16 protein-coding genes are annotated in these 21,084 nt (G+C 65.1%); 2 read left to right on the forward strand and 14 right to left on the reverse strand.

Annotated features, from left to right (window positions below; genetic code table 11):
* Window positions 1-156 precede the first annotated feature (156 nt).
* Both HMPREF2559_RS08845 and HMPREF2559_RS08850 read right to left on the reverse strand, forming a co-directional pair.
* Window positions 157-4,149, reverse strand: coding sequence for a DNA-directed RNA polymerase subunit beta' (locus HMPREF2559_RS08845; protein WP_070540373.1), 3,993 nt, complete (start codon window positions 4,147-4,149; stop codon window positions 157-159).
* Between the two features lie 178 nt (window positions 4,150-4,327).
* Window positions 4,328-7,825 (reverse strand): DNA-directed RNA polymerase subunit beta, encoded by a 3,498-nt coding sequence (locus tag HMPREF2559_RS08850; protein WP_066492948.1) that lies wholly within the window; start codon window positions 7,823-7,825, stop codon window positions 4,328-4,330.
* A 418-nt stretch (window positions 7,826-8,243) separates the two neighbouring features.
* On the opposite strand from HMPREF2559_RS08850, the gene HMPREF2559_RS08855 reads away from it, so the two are divergent.
* Window positions 8,244-9,218, forward strand: a complete 975-nt coding sequence (locus tag HMPREF2559_RS08855; protein ID WP_070540376.1) for a cell envelope lipid trafficking protein PgfA — start codon at window positions 8,244-8,246, stop codon at window positions 9,216-9,218.
* Between the two features lie 76 nt (window positions 9,219-9,294).
* Here the strand turns inward: HMPREF2559_RS08855 and HMPREF2559_RS08860 are convergent, their stop codons facing one another.
* From HMPREF2559_RS08860 to dacB, 12 genes are all read right to left on the reverse strand, one after another.
* A complete protein-coding gene (locus HMPREF2559_RS08860; RefSeq protein ID WP_070540379.1) occupies window positions 9,295-10,152 on the reverse strand; it encodes a pantoate--beta-alanine ligase in 858 nt (285 codons plus the stop codon).
* Window positions 10,149-10,817 carry a 6PGD fold domain-containing protein gene (locus HMPREF2559_RS08865; RefSeq protein WP_083297816.1) on the reverse strand — a complete coding sequence of 223 codons (669 nt, stop codon included), beginning with the start codon at window positions 10,815-10,817 and terminating at the stop codon, window positions 10,149-10,151. The genes HMPREF2559_RS08860 and HMPREF2559_RS08865 overlap by 4 nt, the downstream gene beginning before the upstream one ends.
* Window positions 10,818-11,957, reverse strand: a complete 1,140-nt coding sequence (locus HMPREF2559_RS08870) for a DUF6779 domain-containing protein (protein WP_070540382.1) — start codon at window positions 11,955-11,957, stop codon at window positions 10,818-10,820. It abuts the gene before it with no gap.
* A 275-nt stretch (window positions 11,958-12,232) separates the two neighbouring features.
* Window positions 12,233-12,703, reverse strand: coding sequence for a DUF3180 domain-containing protein (locus HMPREF2559_RS08875; protein ID WP_066492934.1), 471 nt, complete (start codon window positions 12,701-12,703; stop codon window positions 12,233-12,235).
* Window positions 12,704-13,189 carry a 2-amino-4-hydroxy-6-hydroxymethyldihydropteridine diphosphokinase gene (folK, locus tag HMPREF2559_RS08880; RefSeq protein ID WP_066512434.1) on the reverse strand — a complete coding sequence of 162 codons (486 nt, stop codon included), beginning with the start codon at window positions 13,187-13,189 and terminating at the stop codon, window positions 12,704-12,706.
* Between the two features lie 3 nt (window positions 13,190-13,192).
* On the reverse strand, window positions 13,193-13,564 hold the full coding sequence (gene folB / locus HMPREF2559_RS08885) for a dihydroneopterin aldolase (protein WP_066512430.1): 372 nt from the start codon (window positions 13,562-13,564) through the stop codon (window positions 13,193-13,195).
* Window positions 13,564-14,508: a dihydropteroate synthase gene (gene folP / locus HMPREF2559_RS08890; RefSeq protein WP_066492926.1), complete on the reverse strand. Its 945-nt coding sequence runs from the start codon at window positions 14,506-14,508 to the stop codon at window positions 13,564-13,566. The genes folB and folP overlap by 1 nt, the downstream gene beginning before the upstream one ends.
* A gap of 93 nt (window positions 14,509-14,601) precedes the next feature.
* Entirely contained in the window at window positions 14,602-15,264 is a 663-nt protein-coding gene (gene folE, locus HMPREF2559_RS08895; RefSeq protein ID WP_082723330.1) for a GTP cyclohydrolase I FolE, read from the reverse strand.
* The gene (gene ftsH / locus HMPREF2559_RS08900; RefSeq protein WP_070540386.1) at window positions 15,257-17,713 is read right to left on the reverse strand and encodes an ATP-dependent zinc metalloprotease FtsH; all 2,457 of its coding nucleotides are present in this window, start codon (window positions 17,711-17,713) and stop codon (window positions 15,257-15,259) included. Before ftsH ends, folE begins: the two co-directional genes overlap by 8 nt.
* 12 nt (window positions 17,714-17,725) lie before the next feature.
* Complete coding sequence (gene hpt / locus HMPREF2559_RS08905) at window positions 17,726-18,310, reverse strand: hypoxanthine phosphoribosyltransferase (protein ID WP_066492923.1); 585 nt, start codon at window positions 18,308-18,310, stop codon at window positions 17,726-17,728.
* Window positions 18,311-18,331: 21 nt separating this feature from the next.
* A complete protein-coding gene (gene tilS / locus HMPREF2559_RS08910) occupies window positions 18,332-19,231 on the reverse strand; it encodes a tRNA lysidine(34) synthetase TilS (protein ID WP_070540390.1) in 900 nt (299 codons plus the stop codon).
* Window positions 19,231-20,517, reverse strand: a complete 1,287-nt coding sequence (dacB, locus tag HMPREF2559_RS08915; protein WP_070540393.1) for a D-alanyl-D-alanine carboxypeptidase/D-alanyl-D-alanine endopeptidase — start codon at window positions 20,515-20,517, stop codon at window positions 19,231-19,233. The genes tilS and dacB overlap by 1 nt, the downstream gene beginning before the upstream one ends.
* A gap of 66 nt (window positions 20,518-20,583) precedes the next feature.
* Between dacB and HMPREF2559_RS08920 the strand changes: the two genes are divergently transcribed.
* Window positions 20,584-21,057 (forward strand): inorganic diphosphatase, encoded by a 474-nt coding sequence (locus HMPREF2559_RS08920; protein ID WP_070540396.1) that lies wholly within the window; start codon window positions 20,584-20,586, stop codon window positions 21,055-21,057.
* Window positions 21,058-21,084 lie beyond the last annotated feature (27 nt).

Here is a 21,084-nt window from a genome sequence, read left to right on the forward strand (position 1 = left end):
AATTCTGCCCTATTTCGGTCACAGCGCAGCACAAAGCCCCGGCTTTCCCTGCCACATGCGGTGGCGAAGGAAGCCGGGGCTTCGCGAAATTAAAGCAAACCAAGCTTGAAGTGCTGGCCCGCCTGGCAGTGGCGCCAGGCAGGGCTGGGGCGAGAACTAGAAGGTGAAGTCCTCGTCCAGCGGGACGGAGGCGCCGGTGAATTCACCGAACCCGTCGTCGCCGTAGATGGAATCACCGTACGTCGGGATGGAGTATGCCGCGTTGCGGGCAGCCTCCGTCGGCTTGACGGTGATGTTGCGGTAGCGCGAGATACCGGTACCGGCCGGGATGAGCTTACCGATGATGACGTTCTCCTTCAGGCCAATGAGCTGATCGGAGCGCTTGTTGATAGCGGCGTCGGTGAGGACGCGGGTCGTCTCCTGGAAGGAGGCGGCCGACAGCCAGGACTCGGTGGCCAGCGACGCCTTGGTGATACCCATGATCTCCGAACGGAGCTGGGCGGGCTCGCCGCCCTCGGCGACCTGCTTGGCGTTGACCTGCTTGGCCTCAGAGAGGTCAACCAGCGTGCCTGGCAGGAACTCCGTGGAGCCCGCGTCGATGACGGTACCGCGACGCAGCATCTGGCGGATGATGATCTCGATGTGCTTATCGTGGATGGCCACACCCTGCGTACGGTAGACGGCCTGAACCTCGTCGATGAGGTGCTTCTCAACACCACGGCGACCGAGGACCTCGAGGACGTCGTGCGGGTCAGCCGCACCGCGCATGAGGCGCTCGCCGGTGGTGACGTGGTCACCATCGCGCAGAGAGCGCTCAATCATGGCGTCCGGGTTGGACTCCATCGGGCGACGGACCTGAGCCAGGCCCTGGCGCTTCGACAGCTTCTCGTAGACCACATTGTCCGAACCGTCGTCCGGGGTGATGGTCAGCGTCCAGAAGTTGCCCTCATCAGAGAGGGAGATCGTGCCGTCGACCGAAGCGATCGGGGCGCGGTTCTTCGGGTTACGAGCCTCGAAGAGCTCCTGAACACGCGGCAGACCACCGGTAATGTCGCCACCGACACCACCCTGGTGGAACGTACGCATGGTGAGCTGGGTACCCGGCTCACCAATGGACTGGGCGGCGACGATGCCGACGGCCTCGCCGATGTCGACCAGCTGGCCAGAGGCCATGGATTTGCCGTAGCACTTCGCGCAGACACCGGCCGGGGTCTGGCAGGTAAGCACGGAGCGGACCTTGAGGTCGGTGATGCCAGCGTCGAGCAGCTTCTGGGTGAGCTCCTCGGTGAGGTCAGAACCGGCCTCGGCGATGACCTCGCCGGCCTCGTTCTTCACGTCAGAGGCAACGACGCGGCCAGACGCGGAGGTCTCCCACAGCTCGTGCATGACGACCTTGTCGCCGGAAACCTCGCCGATCGGGACGCGAACGCCCTGGCGGGTGCCACAGTCCTCTTCGCGGACGATGACGTCCTGCGCGACGTCGACCAGACGACGGGTGAGGTAGCCCGAGTCGGCGGTACGCAGTGCGGTATCGGCCAGGCCCTTACGGGAGCCGTGCGAGTTGTTGAAGTACTCGAGAACGGACAGGCCTTCGCGGAAGGAGGTCTTAATCGGACGGGTGATGTAGTCACCGTGCGAGTTCACGACCATGCCCTTCATACCGGCCAGGGTCCAGATCTGACGCATGTTACCGGCAGCACCGGACTTCACGATCATCGGAATCGGGTTGTCATCCGGGTAGAGGTTCTCGACCGCGTTACCGACCTCGTCCGTGGCGTTCTTCCACAGCTCGACAAGGCGGTCGTAGCGCTCGCGCTCGGTAAGCGCACCCTGCTCGTAGTACTTGCGCTCGATGCGCTGAGCTTCCTTCTCGTAAGACTCGAGGATCTCGTGCTTGTTCGGAAGGACCAGAACGTCGTCCATGGTGATGGTAACGCCGGAACGGGTGGCCCAGTAGAAGCCAGCGTCCTTCATCTTGTCCAGCACCTGAGCAACGGTGATCATCGGGTACTTGTTGGCGAGGTCGTTGACGACGTCACCGAGCAAGACCTTGTTATCGGAGCCGCCCTTACGGACCATGACGCCCTCGAGGTACGGGTAGTTCCACGGCAGCAGCTCGTTGAACATGATGCGACCGATGGTGGTGTCAGCCATCCAGGTGTCGCCCTTGTTCCAGCCGTCCGGGAACTGCTCAGCCTCGATGTCTGCCGGCGGACGCAAGTGCGAGATACGCACCTTGATCGGAGCCTGCAAGCCAACGACGCCGCGGTCGCGAGCCATGAGAGCCTCAGCGTAGGAGGAGAAAACACCGGTAGCCGGCTGATCGGTGGTAGCCGGCGTGTAACGACCCTCGCCGCCGATCTCGTCCGAGCCCTTGTCCATGGTGAGGTAGTACAGGCCGGTAACCATGTCCAGACGCGGCATTGCCAGCGGCTTACCGGACGCCGGGGACAGAATGTTGTTCGAAGCGAGCATGAGCACGCGAGCCTCAGCCTGAGCCTCGGCGGACAGCGGCAGGTGGACTGCCATCTGGTCGCCGTCGAAGTCAGCGTTGAAGGCCTCACAGGCCAGCGGGTGGAGCTGGATAGCCTTACCCTCGACGAGCTTCGGTTCGAAGGCCTGAATACCCAGGCGGTGCAGGGTCGGAGCGCGGTTGAGCATGACCGGGTGCTCGGAGATGGCCTCTTCGAGGACGTCCCACACCTCAGGGCGCTGGCGCTCGACCATGCGCTTGGCGGACTTGATGTTCTGCGCGTAATCGTTTTCCACCAGGCGCTTCATAACGAAAGGCTTGAAGAGCTCGAGAGCCATGAGCTTCGGCAGACCACACTCGTGCAGCTTGAGCTGCGGACCGACGATAATAACGGAACGACCGGAGTAGTCGACGCGCTTACCCAGCAGGTTCTGACGGAAACGACCCTGCTTACCCTTGAGCAGGTCGCTCAGGGACTTCAGCGGACGGGTACCGGGGCCCGTGACCGGGCGGCCGCGGCGGCCGTTGTCGAAGAGGGCGTCGACCGACTCCTGCAGCATGCGCTTCTCATTGTTCACGATGATCTCGGGAGCACCAAGATCAATCATGCGCTTGAGGCGGTTATTGCGGTTGATGACGCGACGGTAGAGGTCGTTCAAGTCGGAGGTCGCGAAGCGGCCACCGTCAAGCTGGACCATCGGGCGCAGCTCCGGCGGGATGACCGGGATAGCGTCGAGGACCATGCCGGCCGGATCGTTGCCGGAACGCAGGAACGCGGCGACAACCTTGAGGCGCTTCAAGGCGCGGACCTTCTTCTGGCCCTTGCCGTTGTTGATGATCTCGCGGAGGATCTCGGCCTCGGCCTCGAGGTCGAAGTTGCGGATGAGGGTCTGGATAGCCTCAGCACCCATGCCGCCGGTGAAGTAATCCTCGTAACGATCGATGAGTTCCTCATAGATCGTGTCGTCGATGATCATCTGCTTCGGGGCAAGCTTGATGAAGGTGTTCCAGATTTCGTCGAGACGTGCGACCTGGCGCTCGCCGTCCTCGCGGATGTGCTGCATGTCCTTGTCAGCAGCGTTCTGGACCTTGCGGCGGGCGTCGGCCTTGGCGCCAGCAGCCTCGAGCTCGGCGAGGTCCTCTTCGAGCTTCGCGGCGCGCTCTGCGATCTCAGAGTTGACGTCGTCCTCGATCTCCTTCTTCTCCAGGAGCATCTCGGCCTCGAGAGTGGACTGGTCGTTGTGACGAGCCTCCTCATCGACGGACGTGATGATGTTGGCAGCGAAGTAGATGATGCGCTCAAGATCTTTAGGCGCGATGTCGAGCAGGTAGCCCAGACGGGACGGAACGCCCTTGAAGTACCAGATGTGGGTCACCGGAGCGGCGAGCTCAATGTGGCCCATGCGCTCACGGCGCACCTTGGACTTGGTCACCTCAACGCCGCAGCGCTCGCAGATGATGCCCTTGAAACGGACGCGCTTGTACTTACCGCAGGCGCACTCCCAGTCGCGAGTCGGGCCGAAGATGCGCTCGCAGAAGAGGCCGTCCTTCTCCGGCTTGAGGGTGCGGTAGTTAATGGTTTCCGGCTTCTTCACCTCACCCTTGGACCAACGACGGATGTCGTCAGCAGTGGCGAGACCGATACGGAGCTCGTCGAAGAGATTTACGTCAAACACGTAATGTCTCCCTTTCATCCTCTAAATTTTCTGAGGAATTGATGGCTTAAAAGTTGTGTCTTTGTATCGCCCGGCCGGGCTTGTCCGATGGGTTCCTTTCCTTATGGAACCTTTCGCCTTACCGCGGTAGCGGGAAGGCGGCATCGGCAAGCTTAAGGCCAGACCAGAATGCGGTAACTTACGCGATGTTGTCGGCGTCGGAGCGCTCGTCGCGGGACAGGTTAATGCCCAGGGACGGCGAGTCCATGTCGTCATCATCAGATCCGGACAGTTCCATCGGCGTGCCGTCGGTGGAGAGGACCTCCACGTTGAGGCACAGCGACTGCAGCTCCTTGAGCAACACCTTGAAGGACTCCGGGATGCCCGGATCCGGGATGTTGTCGCCCTTGACGATGGCTTCGTAGACCTTGACACGGCCGACGACGTCATCCGACTTGATGGTGAGCAGCTCCTGCAGGGTGTAGGCAGCGCCGTAGGCCTGCATTGCCCACACCTCCATCTCGCCGAAGCGCTGGCCACCAAACTGAGCCTTACCACCCAGCGGCTGCTGAGTAATCATGGAGTACGGGCCGGTGGAACGAGCGTGAATCTTCTCGTCGACGAGGTGGTGCAGCTTGAGCATGTACATGTAGCCGACGGAAACCGGGTACTTGTACGGCTCGCCGGAGCGGCCGTCGAAGAGGCGGGCCTTGCCGTGCTCATCAACCATGACGTCGCCGTCACGGTTCGGCTTCGAGGAAGCCAGCAGGCGGGAGATCTCCTCGTTGGAGGCACCGTCGAAGACCGGGGTTGCGGTGAGCGACTCCGGCGGAACGTCGTAAAGCTCCTCCGGCAGCTTCTTCAGCAGGTCAGCGTTAGCCGGATCGTCGACGTCGACCTTCCAGCCAGCGTGTGCCAGCCAGCCGAGATGAACCTCGAGGACCTGGCCGATGTTCATACGACGCGGGACACCGTGGGTGTTGAGGATGATGTCGACCGGGGTGCCATCCTCCATGAACGGCATATCCTCCGGCGGCAGGATCTTGCCCACGACACCCTTGTTGCCGTGGCGGCCGGCGAGCTTATCGCCATCCTGGACCTTGCGCTTCTGAGCGACGTAGACGCGGATCATCTCGTTCACGCCCGGCGCCAGCTCATCGTCATCCTCGCGGGAGAAGCGAGCAACGCCGATGACCTTGCCTACCTCACCGTGCGGAACCTTCATGGAGGTGTCGCGGACCTCGCGAGCCTTCTCACCGAAGATGGCGCGCAGCAGGCGCTCTTCCGGCGTGAGCTCGGTCTCGCCCTTCGGGGTGACCTTACCGACCAGGATGTCGCCCGGGCGGACGTCCGCACCGATGCGAATGATGCCGCGGTCGTCGAGGTCGCGCAGGACGTCCTCGGAGACGTTCGGGATTTCACGGGTGATTTCCTCGGCACCGAGCTTGGTGTCGCGGGCATCGATCTCGTGCTCCTCGATGTGGATAGAGGTCAGGATGTCCTCTTCCACGACGCGCTGGTTGAGGATGATGGCGTCCTCGTAGTTGTGGCCTTCCCACGGCATGAACGCCACGAGAAGGTTGCGGCCCAGCGACATTTCGCCGTTGTGGGTACCCGGACCATCAGCCAGCACCTGGCCTGCCTCGACGCGGTCGCCGAGGGAGACGAGCGGGGTCTGGTTGTAGTTCGTGCCCTGGTTGGTGCGCTCGAACTTGCGCAGGACGTAGGTGTCACGCACACCCTCGTCATCCATGATGGTGATCATGTCTGCGGAGACGTTCTCGACCACGCCGGCCTTCGGGGTGATGATGACGTCACCCGCGTCGTAGGCCGCGCGCAGCTCCATGCCGGTACCGACGTACGCGGCCTCGGAGCGCAGCAGCGGCACAGCCTGACGCTGCATGTTCGCACCCATGAGGGCGCGGTTAGCGTCGTCGTGCTCGAGGAACGGAATCATGGCCGTTGCAACGGAGACCATCTGGCGCGGGGACACGTCCACGTAATCGACGCCGGAAGCGTCGGTCACTCCGATATCGCCGTCCTTGAGGCGGACCTCAATACGGGTTTCGGTGATCGTGCCGTCAGCGTCGTGCTCGACCTCGGCCTGCGCAATTGCGTAACGGTCCTCTTCATCAGCGGTGAGGTACTCGACTTGGCCGGTGATCTTGCCGTCAACGACCTTGTTGTACGGGGTCTCGATGAAGCCGAAGGCGTTGACGCGTGCGTACGACGCGAGCGAGCCGATGAGGCCAATGTTCGGACCCTCGGGAGTCTCGATCGGGCACATGCGGCCGTAGTGCGACGGGTGAACGTCGCGGACCTCAATGCCGGCGCGCTCACGCGACAGGCCGCCCGGGCCCAGTGCGGAGAGGCGACGCTTGTGCGTGAGACCAGACAGCGAGTTGTTGTGGTCCATGAACTGCGACAGCTGGGAGGTACCGAAGAACTCGCGGATAGCCGCGGAGACCGGACGGACGTTGATCAGCGAAGTAGGGGTGATGGACTCGGCATCCTGGGTGGTCATGCGCTCGCGCACGACGCGCTCCATACGGGACAGGCCCACGCGAACCTGGTTCTGGATGAGCTCGCCCACGGTGCGCAGACGACGGTTACCGAAGTGGTCGATGTCGTCCGTGTGGAGAGGGATCATCTCGCCGTTCGGCGCCTTCATCTCGCGCTCGCCCGCGTGCAGGCGCACGAGGTACTCGAGGGTGACAGCGATGTCTTCCTCGGTCAGGGTCATGAGACCGTCGTGGTCGCCGCCCAGGCCCAGCTTGCGGTTGACCTTGTAACGGCCGACCTTAGCGAGGTCATAACGCTTCGCACGGAAGAAGGAGTTCTCCAGCAGGGAGGTCGCAAGGTCGCGGGTGGGCTGCTCGCCCGGGCGCTGCTTGCGGTAGATCTCCAGCAGAGCCTCATCGGTGTTGGACACACCGTCGGACTCGAGGGTAGACATCATGAGCTCGGAGAAGCCGAAGCGCTCGCGGATCTGCTCTTCGGTCCACCCCAGGGCCTTGAGCAGCACCGTCACCGGCTGGCGACGCTTGCGGTCGATACGGACGCCGACGGTGTCGCGCTTGTCCACGTCGAACTCGAGCCATGCACCGCGGGACGGGATGACCTTGACGGCGTGGAGCGGACGCTCCGTGGACTTATCGATGGAGCGGTCGAAGTAGACGCCCGGGGAACGCACCAGCTGGGAGACGATGACACGCTCGGTGCCGTTGACGATGAAGGTGCCCTTCTCCGTCATCATCGGGAAATCGCCGATGAACACCGTCTGGGTCTTGATCTCCTGGGTGTCATTGTTGATGAACTCTGCCGTCACATAAAGCGGCGCAGAGTAGTTAATGTCCTTTTCCTTGCATTCGTCGACGGTGTATTTCACCGGCTCGAAACGCGGCTCAGACAGGGACAGCGACATATTGCCGGAGTAGTCCTGGATGGGCGAAAGCTCTTCCAGGATGTCTTCCAGGCCGCTGGTCACGCGGGCGTCGGCGCCGCGCTCCTCCTGCTGCTTGGCGCGCCACTCGGGCGTGCCAATGAGCCAGGCGTAGGAATCAATTTGTACGTCGAGGAGGCCCGGAAGCGAAATGGGTTCGCTGATTTTCGCGAACGAGTAACGCTTCGGGGCTCCGGGAATATTAGCCACTGACTTGGTCTGGCGCGAGACTGCCAAGATGGGTCCTTCCAGCACCTCACGCGGAACCGGGATTCAACCACTCCGTTGCTGTGATTGGCCCGAAACCGCTGGTAGATTTAGCAATTGGTCTGCTGTGGAATCACTGTAAGAAAAGAGCACAAAATCACCTTGTCAAATGGGTTTTTGTACAAGGTGTCAGCGCACATCTGAAAATGATTCCAGCGCAACGAACTAGCATAGTTGAATTTCCGCCTATTGTCCAGCCCCACACATGGGTGCGACAAGGCGGTACTGGACCGCGCGGGGCGGCCATCTCACTTCACGCACGGGGCGCAGACTCTCGTCGCGCCGTCTCATGCGGTGTGCACTTCGGAAATATACCACCGCCCCCTGGAACCGATCCAAGACACGCCGGTCAGGGCCCGCCGTGGCACTTTCAGCCGTGACCGCCCGGCCGCTAGGATGGAACACCATGTTGCCAACCTCCCGCGTCGCCTCCGCCCTCCTGCTCGGAGTAGGTGTCGCCGGCCTTTCCGCCGGTCTCGCCGCTCCGGCCTTCATCGAGGCCGAGCCCACTCTGCCGCTCGATCTGAAGCACACGACGTGGACAATGACGGACGAGAACGCCACCACGCGCCTCCTCCAGGACGGCCGCCAGCTCCAGGTACCCGTCACCGCGCAATGGCACGTCGCGCTCCAGGAGCCCGCGGATGACGAGCAGGTCACCCTCCGCGTCGGCTCGTCGTGGATGCGCTCGAGCCTGCAGGAGGAAAAGGACCGCCTCATCACCGCGCAGGTCTGGTCCTACCCCATCGATCGCCTCACTGGCGACGCGCTTGCCGATGCCGCCGTGTCCCACACCATGGCTACTCCCGTCAGCACCGTTCCGGTCACCGGCCTGTGGTGGAAGTTCCCCGCCGGCGCGGAGAAAACCTCCTACGACGTATTCGATGAGACGCTGCGCGACTCCGCCCCCGCCGTCTTCGAAGAAGAGATGGAGATGGATGGGCGCACCGTCTATCGCTACCACCAGGACATCGAGCCCACGAACGTGGCAAAGAAGTACAACACCTATCAGACCATGCTCTCCGGCGAGGACGGCACGGAGTACCTCTTCCACTCCGCCCAGCGTGACTTCTACGTAGACAAAGTCTCAGGCATGATCGTGGACCTCGACGTATCCATCAAGGACTTCTACGCCAAGGACGACGGCGTGGAGACCCAGAACGCACTCACGTTCAACTCCTCCATCTCCGAGGAAGACACCCAAGCGTTCCTCGAGCAGACCAAGAAGTTCCACCACACGAACCTCATCCACTGGATCCGCTGGGGCCTCCTCGGTGCCGGCGCGCTCATCACGCTCATCGCACTCCTGGGCATCTTCGGCGTCTTTGGCACGCGCTCGCCCAAGCAGCCAAAGCCTGCCGCAGCCCCCGCCGCCGAGTAGCGAGGAAACTCACGACAACGAAGCCGTCAGATCCGCGTGGATCTAACGGCTTCGTTGTTCTGAAATCCAGCTCTGGCTAGGCCTGGTCTTCTTCGGCGCGTGCGGCCTCGCGCTGCGCTTCCTGCTGCGCCTCGTATTCCTCGAGATTCCGGAAGCCGATGCCCAGCGGCAGGCCCACGTTGTCGATGAGCCGCACGCCGCCCACGGTCGCCGCGACAAGGAGGCGGGCGTCACCCTGTTCCGGCGCCGGTCCCAAGTCACGGCCGCGGACCTCGAGGTACTCGGGCTCCACCCCGGCCGCCCCGAGCACGGAGCGCGCCACGTCGAGGACAGCCTCCGCGCCGTGCTCCGCGGCATGGGCCCCAGCGGTGAGCGCCGCCGAGAGCGCCTCCGCCTGCTCGCGCGCGTCCTCGGCCACGCCCGCGTTGCGCAGGCTCATCGCCACCCCGTCCGGCATACGGACCGTAGGCACGCCCTGCAGGCGCACGCCCAGGTGCAGATCGCGGAGCGCCGCGTTGAGCGCGAGCAGCTCCTCGTAGTCTTTCTCCCCCGCCACGACGTCCGTCGCGCCCACGGCATTGATGAGTCGCAGCGCACGCGTGAGCGACGTCGCGAGTTCTGTCGTGTTTTCCAGGCCGTGATCGACGGGCAGGACAAGCGTGCACGGCGCGTCCGGGGCGTAGACCCACACGACGTCGACGCCTTCACGCGCGAGCAGCTCCTGGTCACCCTCTCCCAGCGTTTCCACCGCAACGATGACGATGCCGCCACGAATGGCCTTGGCCGCGCGGACGAGTGCCACGTGGCCTGCGTGAATGCCGGAACCTAGGGGGACAAGGACGATGGGCTTGCCCAACTTTTTATAGGCCCGCGCAACCAGCGCGACCCGAGACTCGTCGTCGAGGACCGTCGCCACGCCCAATTCGAAGCTCATCTGTTTTCCTCCTGTAGTGCCCACATCTCAATATCCTCGGCCTCTTCGACCTCGCCGAAGCGCCGCGCGACCTCCAAGTAGGAGCGCCGCAGACCCGGCTCGTGAATGTAGCGGTAGCCATCAATGACCTCCGCAGGGTCAATGTCCGCGCCCGGCTGAGTCTCCTCGTCCATGAGGAGCTCGACCTCCCGGCGCGCATCCGCGGTGAGCCGCGCGAGCATCTTCGCATACGCGACCCGGCTGGCCAACGTCGCACGCTCCGCATCGGTCTTCGCGATGGCGGTCGCGCCCATTTCTCCGAGCAGCAGCCCGGCGATGGTCTCCCCGAGCTCATCGAGCGTCGTCACGGCCCAGCGATTCACGCTCACGGGTGCGGCCGCCACGACCACGGCGCCGCGCGTCTCCAACGGGTCGAGGACCTGCACACCTGCGGCGAGCGCGGTGTGAATAACGATCTGCCCGTTCGCGATGTAGGTCTCCACGGCCTCGACAGCGCGCGGCAGCTGCGTCGCGTGGATAGCGAGGATGAGTGCCTCGACTTCCGCACAATCCGTGAGGGCGTCAATGCGCACGAGCGCGTGCCCAGCCGCAGCCAGCCCGGCCGCTAGCTCCTGGCCCGCCGCCGAGTCACCGAAGATCCCAATCCGCATGCGCGGTGCGGGCATCTACTTCCCCTTCTTCATCTGGGCCATGAGCTCCGCCACGGAGACCGCGCCCTCGCGGCCAGCGTCGCTGCGGCGACGGCCACGGCGTCCCGCAGCGGCCGCAGCGTCAGCCTTCTTCGCGTCCTGCGCTGAGTCCTGCGCTGAGTCCTGCCCGGCATCCTGTGCAGCGTCTGCGGCCTTGGCGTCCTGCGCCGTGGCCGGCTCCGTCTTCTTCGCCGCGGAATGCGCCGTGGTGGAGGCCTTCGGCGTCACGTTCGTGTCCACGCCGCCCTGGTCCCAGCGCACGGCCTGGAAGGAACCGGTGCTAAAGGTCGACTCGGGGCTGCGCTGCGTAGAGAACGTCGGCGCGTGCGGCGTCTGCTCAGAAACGAAGGACGCCGTGGACGCGGCCTGAGGCTTCGACGCAGTGTCCGCCTGAGGCGCGGATGCGGATGCAGATGAAGCAGCAGCAGTCTCCGGTGCCTCATGCGCACCGTGGCGACGGGTCGGAGTATCGGTGCCGGCGGCCTCGCGCTCGCGGATGAGCTCGGAGAGCGGGTTGTCGTGGCGCGAGCTGGCGCTGGGCTGGGTGCCGACGCGGCCCGCGATGGCATCGGCAGACGGCGCACCCGCGGAAGACTGGGTGAAGGCGACCTTGGGCTCCTCCGTCGCGCCGACCTTGTACTCAATCTCCGCAATGCGGCGGGCCTCGGCATAGAGGGCGGCCGGCTCGTAGGTGAAGTCGCGGCCGGAGAGCTCCTCAAGCTGCGTGCGGATCTGTTGCAGCTCGTGCTTGATATCGGCAAGCAGCTCCGAATCGCCAGGCGTGGTGCCCTCAAGCGCGGACTTCTCGGCGCGGAGCTTATCCAGCTCGGTAGTGTAGAGCTCCTCGCGCAGGACGAGCTCCTGCTCGCGTTGCGCGGCCTCGCGGCGGTAGCGGGTAACGAGGAAGAAGCCCAGCACGGCGGCCCACAACGCGGCGACGAGCGCGAGCTTCATCGCTGCGGCGGAACCCGAGATCAGCATCAAGATGGTCGCAACGACGGCAAGGACCACGAGCGCAATGAGCGCCCAGTGTACGCGGGTGGTCGCGGTTCCGGACTCGGGCGCGGACTGCGCGCCGTCTTTGTCCGGGAATTCCTGCTGCTGTGTGGAAGTCATGGTCACCAACCTACCGTGTGCGTCCTTCGTGCCCGCACGCCCCACCCGCATGGATGGCAGGGCCTACGCGCATGTCCTAAGCCTTAAACCCTACCGCGTTTCCTCCCCCACAGTGCCCTTGAGCCGGGCGTGCCCACACACGGGGATGCACCCCCATTCGCGGACGCTTCGTGGTCGTGCGTCTCACCGACGCAGGTTCCAGGCACACAACGCGGTCCAGCACAAGGCCGTCGAGGTCCTCACCCGCACCGAGCGTGACGTCCTGCGCTAGGTGTCTACGCCGCCGCCCCATCCGCGGGCGGCGGTACCTCGCAGTAGCGTTCGAGGACAACGCCAGCCACCGCCATGGCAGCGCCGCCCAGCAGGCTGGCGAGAACACCGGGGACGTCCTCGGCCGCAGCCACAAGCTCGTGGGCATGCGGAATGACGTACACGGCCACGCCCGCATACGCCGCGCCCACGATGGCGCCGGTCCACGCGGACGCCTTGCCCAGCAGCATGAAGTTGGTAATCGTCATGGGGTTGAGCTGCGAGGTATCCAGCCCAATGCCGTGCGTATCGTCCTTCTTTGCTTCGCGCACGCGCCACGCCAGCACCGCGCACACAATGGCCATGAGCCACAGCGTGATGGAGACGGTGAGCGGGATGGTTCCCATGTAGCCGTAGAGCCGCGGGATAACGATGGCGACGGCGGCCGCCACAAACACGGCGGTGCCAATAAGCGCAGGCAAAGACGTACGTTGCATCTAGAGCTCCTCGATGGGCCCCAAGGGACGAATGGCAGCGACCTCTTCTGGGTCAAGATCCGCGATAAGCGTGTCTAGCGGGGTGCCCGCCAGCGTCGCATCAGGATCCGCCGCCAGCCACGGCACGAGCACGAAGGCGCGCTCGCGGGCATACGGGTGCGGAACCACAAGGCGCGGGTCCGTCGACGTAAACGACGAGATGTCCACGATGTCCACGTCCAGCGTGCGCGGACCCCACTTCTGGATGCGCTTGCGCTCCGCCGCCGCCTCGAGGCGCTGGCCACGACGCAGCAGACCGAGCGGCGTTTCTTCAACCTCGACGATGAGCACGGCATTCAAGAACTCGTCTTGGTTCTCCACGCCCCACGGCGGGGTGGCATAGACCGGCGAGGCCGCCACAATCTGGCCGGCGAACTCGTCAAAGACGCTGCGCAGCAGCGCCACGCGATCGTCCATGTTGGACCCGATAGACAGGACTGCGCGCATGCTTTACTTCCCCTTTCGGGAACGGCGCGCCACGACCGCGACATCGCCAAACGTGCGCGGGATGGGCGCCTTGGGTTTATGAATGGTGACCTCTACAGCATAAAGCTCTTCAAAGCGTCGCATGGCGGCATTGGCCACGTCCGTGGCGACCGTCTCGATGAGGTCCCGCGCAGGTCCCTCCACGACCTCCGCCGCGACCTCTGCGAGCTCCGCGTAATTGATGGTCTTTGTGAGGTCATCGTCCGCCGCCGCCTCCGCAAAGTTGAGCCAGCACGTGATATCCACGATAAACGGCTGCCCCGTGCGCTTCTCCTCGTCAAAGACACCGTGGTAGCCGAAGCACTCCAGGCCGGTGAGTTCAATACGGTCTGCCATTATTTCGCCTTTCCTAGCGCCGTCGTTGCTACTGTCCCGTGGTCCGCACCGTTCGCATAGCTTCCCGATGCCCCCTCTCCTCCCGCGTAGTCCTTCCCCCGCGCCCAGGCTGCCGCCACATCCACGGCATCGCGCGAGGCACCCACCTCGTGGACGCGCACGCCCCACGCGCCGAGGTGCGCCGAAATCGCCGTCACCGCCGCCGTCGCCGGGTCTGCAAGCAGCGGATTGGACTCCGCGCCGCGGTCCGCACGCACGGCGGCGAGGAAGCGCTTGCGCGAGGCTCCCACGAGCAACGGGAACGGTCCGTCCAGGAATTCCGGCAGCGCGTGGAGCAGCGCCCAGTTATCCTGTGGGCTCTTCGCAAACCCCAAACCCGGGTCGAGCACAATCGCGTCCTCGCGCACGCCCGCCTTTACCGCGGCCGCGACGAGTTCGTCGAAGACCTGGTGCACATCGCGCACGACATCCCCGCCGTGGTTCGCGGTGCCCGCCGCGGAGCCAAACTTCTCAGTCCGCCAGTGCATGAGGCACACCGTCCGGCCCGCATCCGCCATCGCGGCGAACATCTCCGGATCCGCGAGGCCGCCCGAGACGTCGTTGACCATATCCACGCCCGCTGCAGCCGCCGCGGCCGCCGTCGCCGCACGCATGGTGTCCACAGACGTGCGAATACCCTCCGCATGCAGGGCCTCGATCACCGGCACGACGCGCTCGATCTCGTCGCGCTCCTCCACGCGCACCGCGCCCGGACGCGTGGACTCACCGCCCACGTCGATCATGTCCGCGCCCGCCGCGACGAGCTCGCGCGCGTGCGCAATCGCCGTCTCGTGGTTTAACCATCGCCCGCCATCGGAGAACGAGTCCTCCGTGACGTTGACGATTCCCATGACCAACGTCCTCCCCGGGACACTCACATCACTCACGCGGGCTGCCGGCTGCATGTTCTTCCTTTCGTTCAAAGCTGTCAAAGCATTCACGTCGCACTGCATGTACTTAAAAAGCGGCCACACGCTCACGCGTCCGGCCGCCTGGGATTAACTGCGGATAAGGCTCATCACTTCCGCGCGCGAGGCGGCGTTCTTCTTAAAGCCGCCGCGCACCGCCGAGGTCGTCGTGGTCGAGCCCGGCTTACGGATGCCGCGCGCCGCCATGCACAAGTGCTCGCACTCGATGACCACGATGGCCGACTGCGCGCCGAGCTTGTCCATGAGCGCGTTCGCAATCTGGCTCGTGAGCCTCTCCTGCACCTGCGGGCGCTTAGCGTACATATCCGCCAAACGCGCCAGCTTCGACAGGCCGGTCACGTGGCCGTCCTTGCCCGGGATGTACCCGATGTGCGCCTTGCCGTAGAACGGCAGCAAGTGATGCTCGCACGTCGAATAAATCGGGATATCACGCACGAGCACGAGCTCCTGGTGGCCCTCCGCGAACGTCTTCGCCAGCACCGCCGTCGGGTCCTCATGCAGGCCCGCGAACGTCTCGCGGTACGCCCGCGCCACTCGCGCCGGCGTTTCCTGCAGACCCTCGCGGTCCGGGTCTTCGCCCACCGCAATGAGCAGCTCACGCACCGCGGCCTCCGCGCGCTCCTGGTCGAACGCACGCACCGCCGGGATGTCCGGGGTCGCGCCGCCCTCCGCTGCGTCGGTCAGGGCCTCGGTCAGGGCGTCGCTCCCAGCGGTAGCCTCCGGATTAGTCATTCTTCTCTCCCTTGCTGTCCGCGGAGCCATCGGCGTATGGATTCTTCGGCGCGTCCTGGCTGCCCCACGGGCGTGCCCAGTCGCGCGGAAGCTCCTTGGTCTCTTCCGGCTGCGCGTCCTCAGCGCTCGGCTTGTGGTGGCGACCCCGCGGCGCGGCGTCGCGCACGACCGGAATCTCCGTCGTCTTATCGGTGCTCGGGCTCGGCTTCACCGGCTCCGAAGGCTCAACAACCTCCGGCTCGGAGGCAACCGTGGACGGCTCCGAAGCGGAAGCCTCGGGCGCGGGAGCCTCCGGTGCCGGCGCGGCGGGGGCATCGGCAAGCTCGGTCGGCTCTTGGGTGGACTCGGGCTCGGTGCCCTCGGTGTAATCGTCGACGATATCGCCGGCGTCGCGGCCGAAGTTAAAGCCGTATTCCTCGTCGTCGCCGACGGCCAGAACCTTGCCGGCCAGGCGGCGCTCGCGTGCGGCGCGAGTGGCGTCGAGCAGGGTGCGGCGCTTGGGCAGCACCTCGCCGCGCTCTTCGGCAAGCTCGACCGGAGTCTTAATGGGCTCGCGGCCAGCCTGCTGCGGGAAGCGCTCGTCTTCGCCCTCGAAGACGTCGAAGGACTCGCGCGGCACGATGCCGTCGAAGACGCCCTCGAGGTCCGGGCGGCGCAGCGTCTCCTTTTCGAGGAGCAGCTCCACCAGCTTATCCAGGTAATCGCGGTGCTCCGCAAGGATGGCGTAGGCCTGTTCGTGTGCACGGTCGAGCAGGTAGTGCATCTGCTCGTCGATGCGCTTGGCGACGTCGTCCGAGTACTCGATGGAGCCGCCGGCCCCACCGTAGGCAAACGGGTCTCCCTGTTCCTGACCGTACTTCACGGTGCCAAGCTCCGGGCTAAAGCCGTACTCGGTGAGCATGGCACGCGCGATCTTCGTGGCGTTCTCGATATCCGAGGACGCACCCGTGGTAGGCGCGCCGAAGACGAGCTCCTCCGCGGCGCGGCCGCCCAGGGCGAAGACGAGGCGCGCGAAGAGTTCGTCGCGCGTGTACATGCCCTTGTCGTCTTCCTGGGACGTCATGGCGTGGCCGCCGGTGCGACCGCGCGCGAGGATGGTCACCTTATACACGCGCTCGATGTCTTTCATCGCCCACGCGGCGAGCGTGTGGCCGCCCTCGTGGTACGCGGTGACCTTCTTCTCGTGCTCGGAGATGATCTTGGACTGGCGGCGCGGGCCGCCCACCACGCGGTCCGTGGCCTCTTCCAACGCGTCCGCCGTAATGACATTTCCGCCGATGCGCGCCGTGAGCAGCGCCGCCTCGTTGAGGACGTTCGCCAGGTCCGCGCCGGACATACCGGCGGTACGCTTGGCCAGCTGCTTGACGTCGACATCTTTCGCCAAAGGTTTACCTTTGGCGTGGACCTCGAGAATCTTCTCGCGGCCGGCAAGATCCGGGTTGGTCACCGGGATCTGGCGGTCGAAGCGGCCCGGGCGCAGCAGCGCCTGGTCGAGGACGTCCGGGCGGTTGGTCGCCGCGATGAGGATGACGCCTTCGCGGTCGCCGAAGCCGTCCATCTCCACGAGGAGCTGGTTCAAAGTCTGCTCGCGCTCATCGTGGCCGCCGCCGGTACTAGCGCCACCGCGGGAACGACCCACGGCGTCGATCTCGTCAATGAAGACGATGCACGGCGACTGCGCCTTGGCCTGCTTGAACAGGTCGCGCACGCGGGAGGCACCGACACCGACGAACATCTCCACGAAGTCAGAGCCCGAGATGGAGAAGAACGGCACGCCCGCCTCGCCTGCGACGGCGCGCGCGAGCAGTGTCTTACCGGTGCCCGGAGGGCCGTAGAGCAGGACGCCGCGCGGAATCTTCGCGCCGAGCGCGTGGTAGCGTTCCGGGTCCTCGAGGAAGTCCTTGATCTCCATGAGCTCTTCCACGGCCTCGTCCGCACCGGCCACGTCCTCAAACGTGTTGGTGGGCATGTCCTTGGTGAGCTCCTTGGCCTTGGAGCCGCCAATGCCGAACAGGCCACCGGCGCCGCCCTGCATGCGCGACATAAAGAAGAAGAGCAGACCGAAGACGATGAGCATGGGCAGGATGAAAGAAATCATCGAGCCGATGAAGGACTCCTGCGTCACCTTCGTCTGGTACTTCTCCGCGCCGGAATCCTTCACGGCGTTGAAGACCTGCTCGGTGGCGCGGGCCGGGTACTTGGCGATGACCTCTTCGACGCCGTCGCGCTCCTCGACCGTGACGGGTTCGCGCAGCTTGAGACGAACCTGCTGCTCGCGGTCATCTATCTGGGCTTCCGCGACATTCTTGTCCTGCAATTGGGTCAACGCCACGGAGGTGTCGACCTGCATGTAGGAACGCGAGTCATTAGTAAAGAACGTAAACGCGTACAGCGCGATGAGCACGAGGCCCGCGATCGCGCCGTAGCGGACGATGCTGGAATTTTTCATTAAGAAGAGAGTCTAGTCCGAATATACTTCCGGCTTCAGCGTGCCCACGAACGGCAGGTCGCGGTAGTGCTCCGCGTAGTCGAGGCCGTAGCCCACGACAAACTCGTTGGGGATGTCGAAGCCGACGTCAAACATGTCAATCTCCACCTTGACAACCTCTGGCTTGCGCAGCAGCGTCACCACGTCAAGGTTGCGCGGGCGGCGGCCCTGCAGGTTGCGGATGAGCCAGCTGAGCGTGAGACCAGAGTCGATGATGTCCTCGACGATGAGGACGTCCTTACCCTGAATATCGCGGTCGAGGTCTTTCAAGATACGCACGACGCCCGAGCTCGACGTCGCGTTGCCGTAGGAGGACACCGCCATGAATTCCTGCTGGGACGGAATGCTGAGCGCACGCGCGAAGTCGGAGAGGAAGAACACCGCACCCTTGAGCACGCACACGAGGATGAGGTCTTCCTCGTTATCCGCGTACTTCGCGGAGACCTTGTCCGCCATCTCCTGCACGCGGGCTTTGATGGTCGCTTCGTCGAGAAGGACGGCTTCGAGGTCGTCGCCGTACGGGTTAGCCGGGACCCGAAAGTCCTTGGTGTCATGCATGAGGGGCTGGCTCCTTGGTTTTTACAGCTGATGCAATAGTGCCAGTTTGCCACCAACGCGCCTGACTTCCAACCTTGCGCCCACCGCAATGCCACCCTGGCCATGCCAATCCGTACACAGCTTTCCGATGCCCTCAATCCCCCACCCCGTCACCGGCGCCCCCGACGCCTGGAGCCAGGCGGCAATCGCGCGGCGGCGGCGCGCCGCAGGCAGGGCTGCGAGCTCGGCGCAATCATCGGTCGGCGCCGTATCTAACGCCACGTCGTCGTCCACCGTCTGCGCGGCCGCGCGCGCCAACGGGGCGACGGCGTCGCCGCCCACGATGTCGCCGAGCAACGGCAGGACTTCGCGGCGAATACGCACCCGCCGGAAGTCCGCGCGCTCGTTGTGCGGGTCGCGCCACGGCTCGACGCCAAGTTCTCTGCATGCGCCCTCCGTGTCAGCCCGGCGCGCCTCGAGCAGCGGGCGCAGCACCACACAGCCTTCGATCTCGGCGCGCGGCGCCATCCCGCCAGTCTGCCCCCGCAGGGCGGTGAGCAGCAGGGTCTCGGCCTGGTCCTCGGCGGTATGCGCGACGCAGACCGGCACGCCCTCGGCCGCGAGCGCTCGGTACCGCGCGACCCGCGCCTCCGCCTCGCCGCGCCCGGCGTCGACGGCGACGACCTTCGCGGCGAGTCCCCACGCGCGTGCCTGGCGCGCCGCCTCCTCCGAGACCGCGCGCGAGCCCTCCTGCAGCTGATGGTCGACGCACACGGCAACGATCTCGCCCCGCTTTTCCGCGGCGAGTGCCGCCGCCAACGCCAGCGAATCCGGCCCGCCCGACAGTCCCACGGAAAGCCGCGGATGCTCACGCGCGACGGACCGCACGGCCGCGCGCAGCCGCGCGAAATGCGGCGACTTCCGCGGCCAGAACGGATCCACTAGAACTCCCGCAAAGCCGAAGCCAGCTCATCCTGTGCCGCGCGCGCGGCCAGGATGTCGCCGTCGTTGACGAGGAACGCAAACGCAAAGACATGGCCCGACTGCCCCGGCACGATGCCCGTCAGCGCCGAGGTCCCCGTGAGCGTGCCCGTCTTCGCGCGCACGTAGCCGCGTCCCGCGAGATCCGTATACCGCGTGTACAGCGTGCCGTCGCCGCCGGCCACCGGCAGATAGCCAAGCAGCGGGCGCAGCGCGTCCTCCGTCGCCGCCTGGTTCATGATTCCCGCGAGCACGTCCGCCGGGATGCGGTTCACCTCGCTCAAGCCCGAGTTGTCCGCGATAAAGACCTGCGAGGTATCGACGCCGTGCTCGCCGAGCACCTCGAGCGTCGCCTCCGCAGCGCCCGCAAACGATGCCTCCTTGCCGCGCGCGACGGCGAGTTCGCGGCCGATAGCCTCGGCCATGACGTTATCCGAGTCCTTCCCGGCCTCCTCGGCGCGCACGGACAGCGGCTCGGACTCGATGGTCGCGACGGGTGTGGCGGCATCGGGAGCCTCGCTCATGCCCACCGTCGTCACGCCCAGGCGCTTGGCCAGCAGGTTCGCCACGTCGAGCGCCGGAGTGTGGCTGCGCGGCACGTCGCCCGTCGCCGCGCCCAGGCGTCCGCCGAAAACCATGGCCGGCTGCATCGGCGCGACGAAGCCGCCATCGACATTCTCCGGATCCCACCCCTTCGCCTGATCGTCGCCGGCCCACGCGCGTGTGTCGATGAACACCCCGCTCACCTCGGGCATGGCTTCCTTGATCTGCGCGGCCGCGGCGTCGAGTTGCGCGAGCGTGAGCCACACGTCGCCCGCGGCCTTGATGATGACCGCGTTATTGTCTCCGCGCACGATCTCCGTCGTAATCCGGTCATCCTCGCCCAGCTCCCACGTCGCCGCCGCGAGCGTGAGCACCTTCGTGCTCGACGCCGGAAGCAGCGCCTTAGCCCCGTCCTGGTCCCACACGACCTCCCCCGTCGCTGTGTCGATGACCTGGCCGCCGAAGTTACCCAAAGCCTCGTTATCGCGCGCAAGCTCGGTGAGGCGGCCTGCGACGTCGCCCAAAGGGGCATCGGCAGGCTGGGCGGGCTGGAGCGGATTCGCCGGCGCCGGCGCCTCAAAGGCCTGGCCGTGATCCAGGTCCCCGTAGGTGCGCTGGACCGCCACACCGGTCGCCGCCGTCGCCGCCACGGCCACAGCCACGACGCCGGCTGCGGACCACCACCACACACGCTTTGTACTCATTGCCTTAACCCTAGCGGGTATGATGTGAGCAGCAAACGCTAACCACTACTGACATGGAGGACAACCGTGAACGTTGAAGTCACCGTCGAGATCCCTAAGGGCTCCCGTAACAAGTACGAGGTCGACCACGAGACCGGCAAGGTTTACCTCGACCGCTACCTGTTTACCCCGATGGCCTACCCGGCTGACTACGGCTTCATCGACCAGACCCTCGGCGAAGACGGCGACCCGCTCGACGCCCTCGTCATCCTCCCGGAGCCGGTGTTCCCGGGCGTTATCGTAGAGGCTCGCATCCTCGGCGTATTCAAGATGACGGACGAGGCTGGCGGCGACGACAAGCTCCTCTGCGTCATCGACGACCCGCGCTGGAAGCGCTACCAGGACATCAACGATGTTGAGCAGTCCATCAAGGACGAGATCGAGCACTTCTTCGTCCACTACAAGGACCTGGAGCCCAACAAGGAAGTCACCGGCTCCGGCTGGGGCGACAAGGCCGAGGCTGAGAAGATCCTGCAGGAAGCTATCGAGCGCCACAAGTAAATCTTCGCTCTTACCCCGCTCCTTGGA

Origin of the sequence: Corynebacterium sp. HMSC072G08 (assembly GCF_001809185.1) — a bacterium.
GTDB classification, from domain to species: domain Bacteria; phylum Actinomycetota; class Actinomycetes; order Mycobacteriales; family Mycobacteriaceae; genus Corynebacterium; species Corynebacterium phoceense.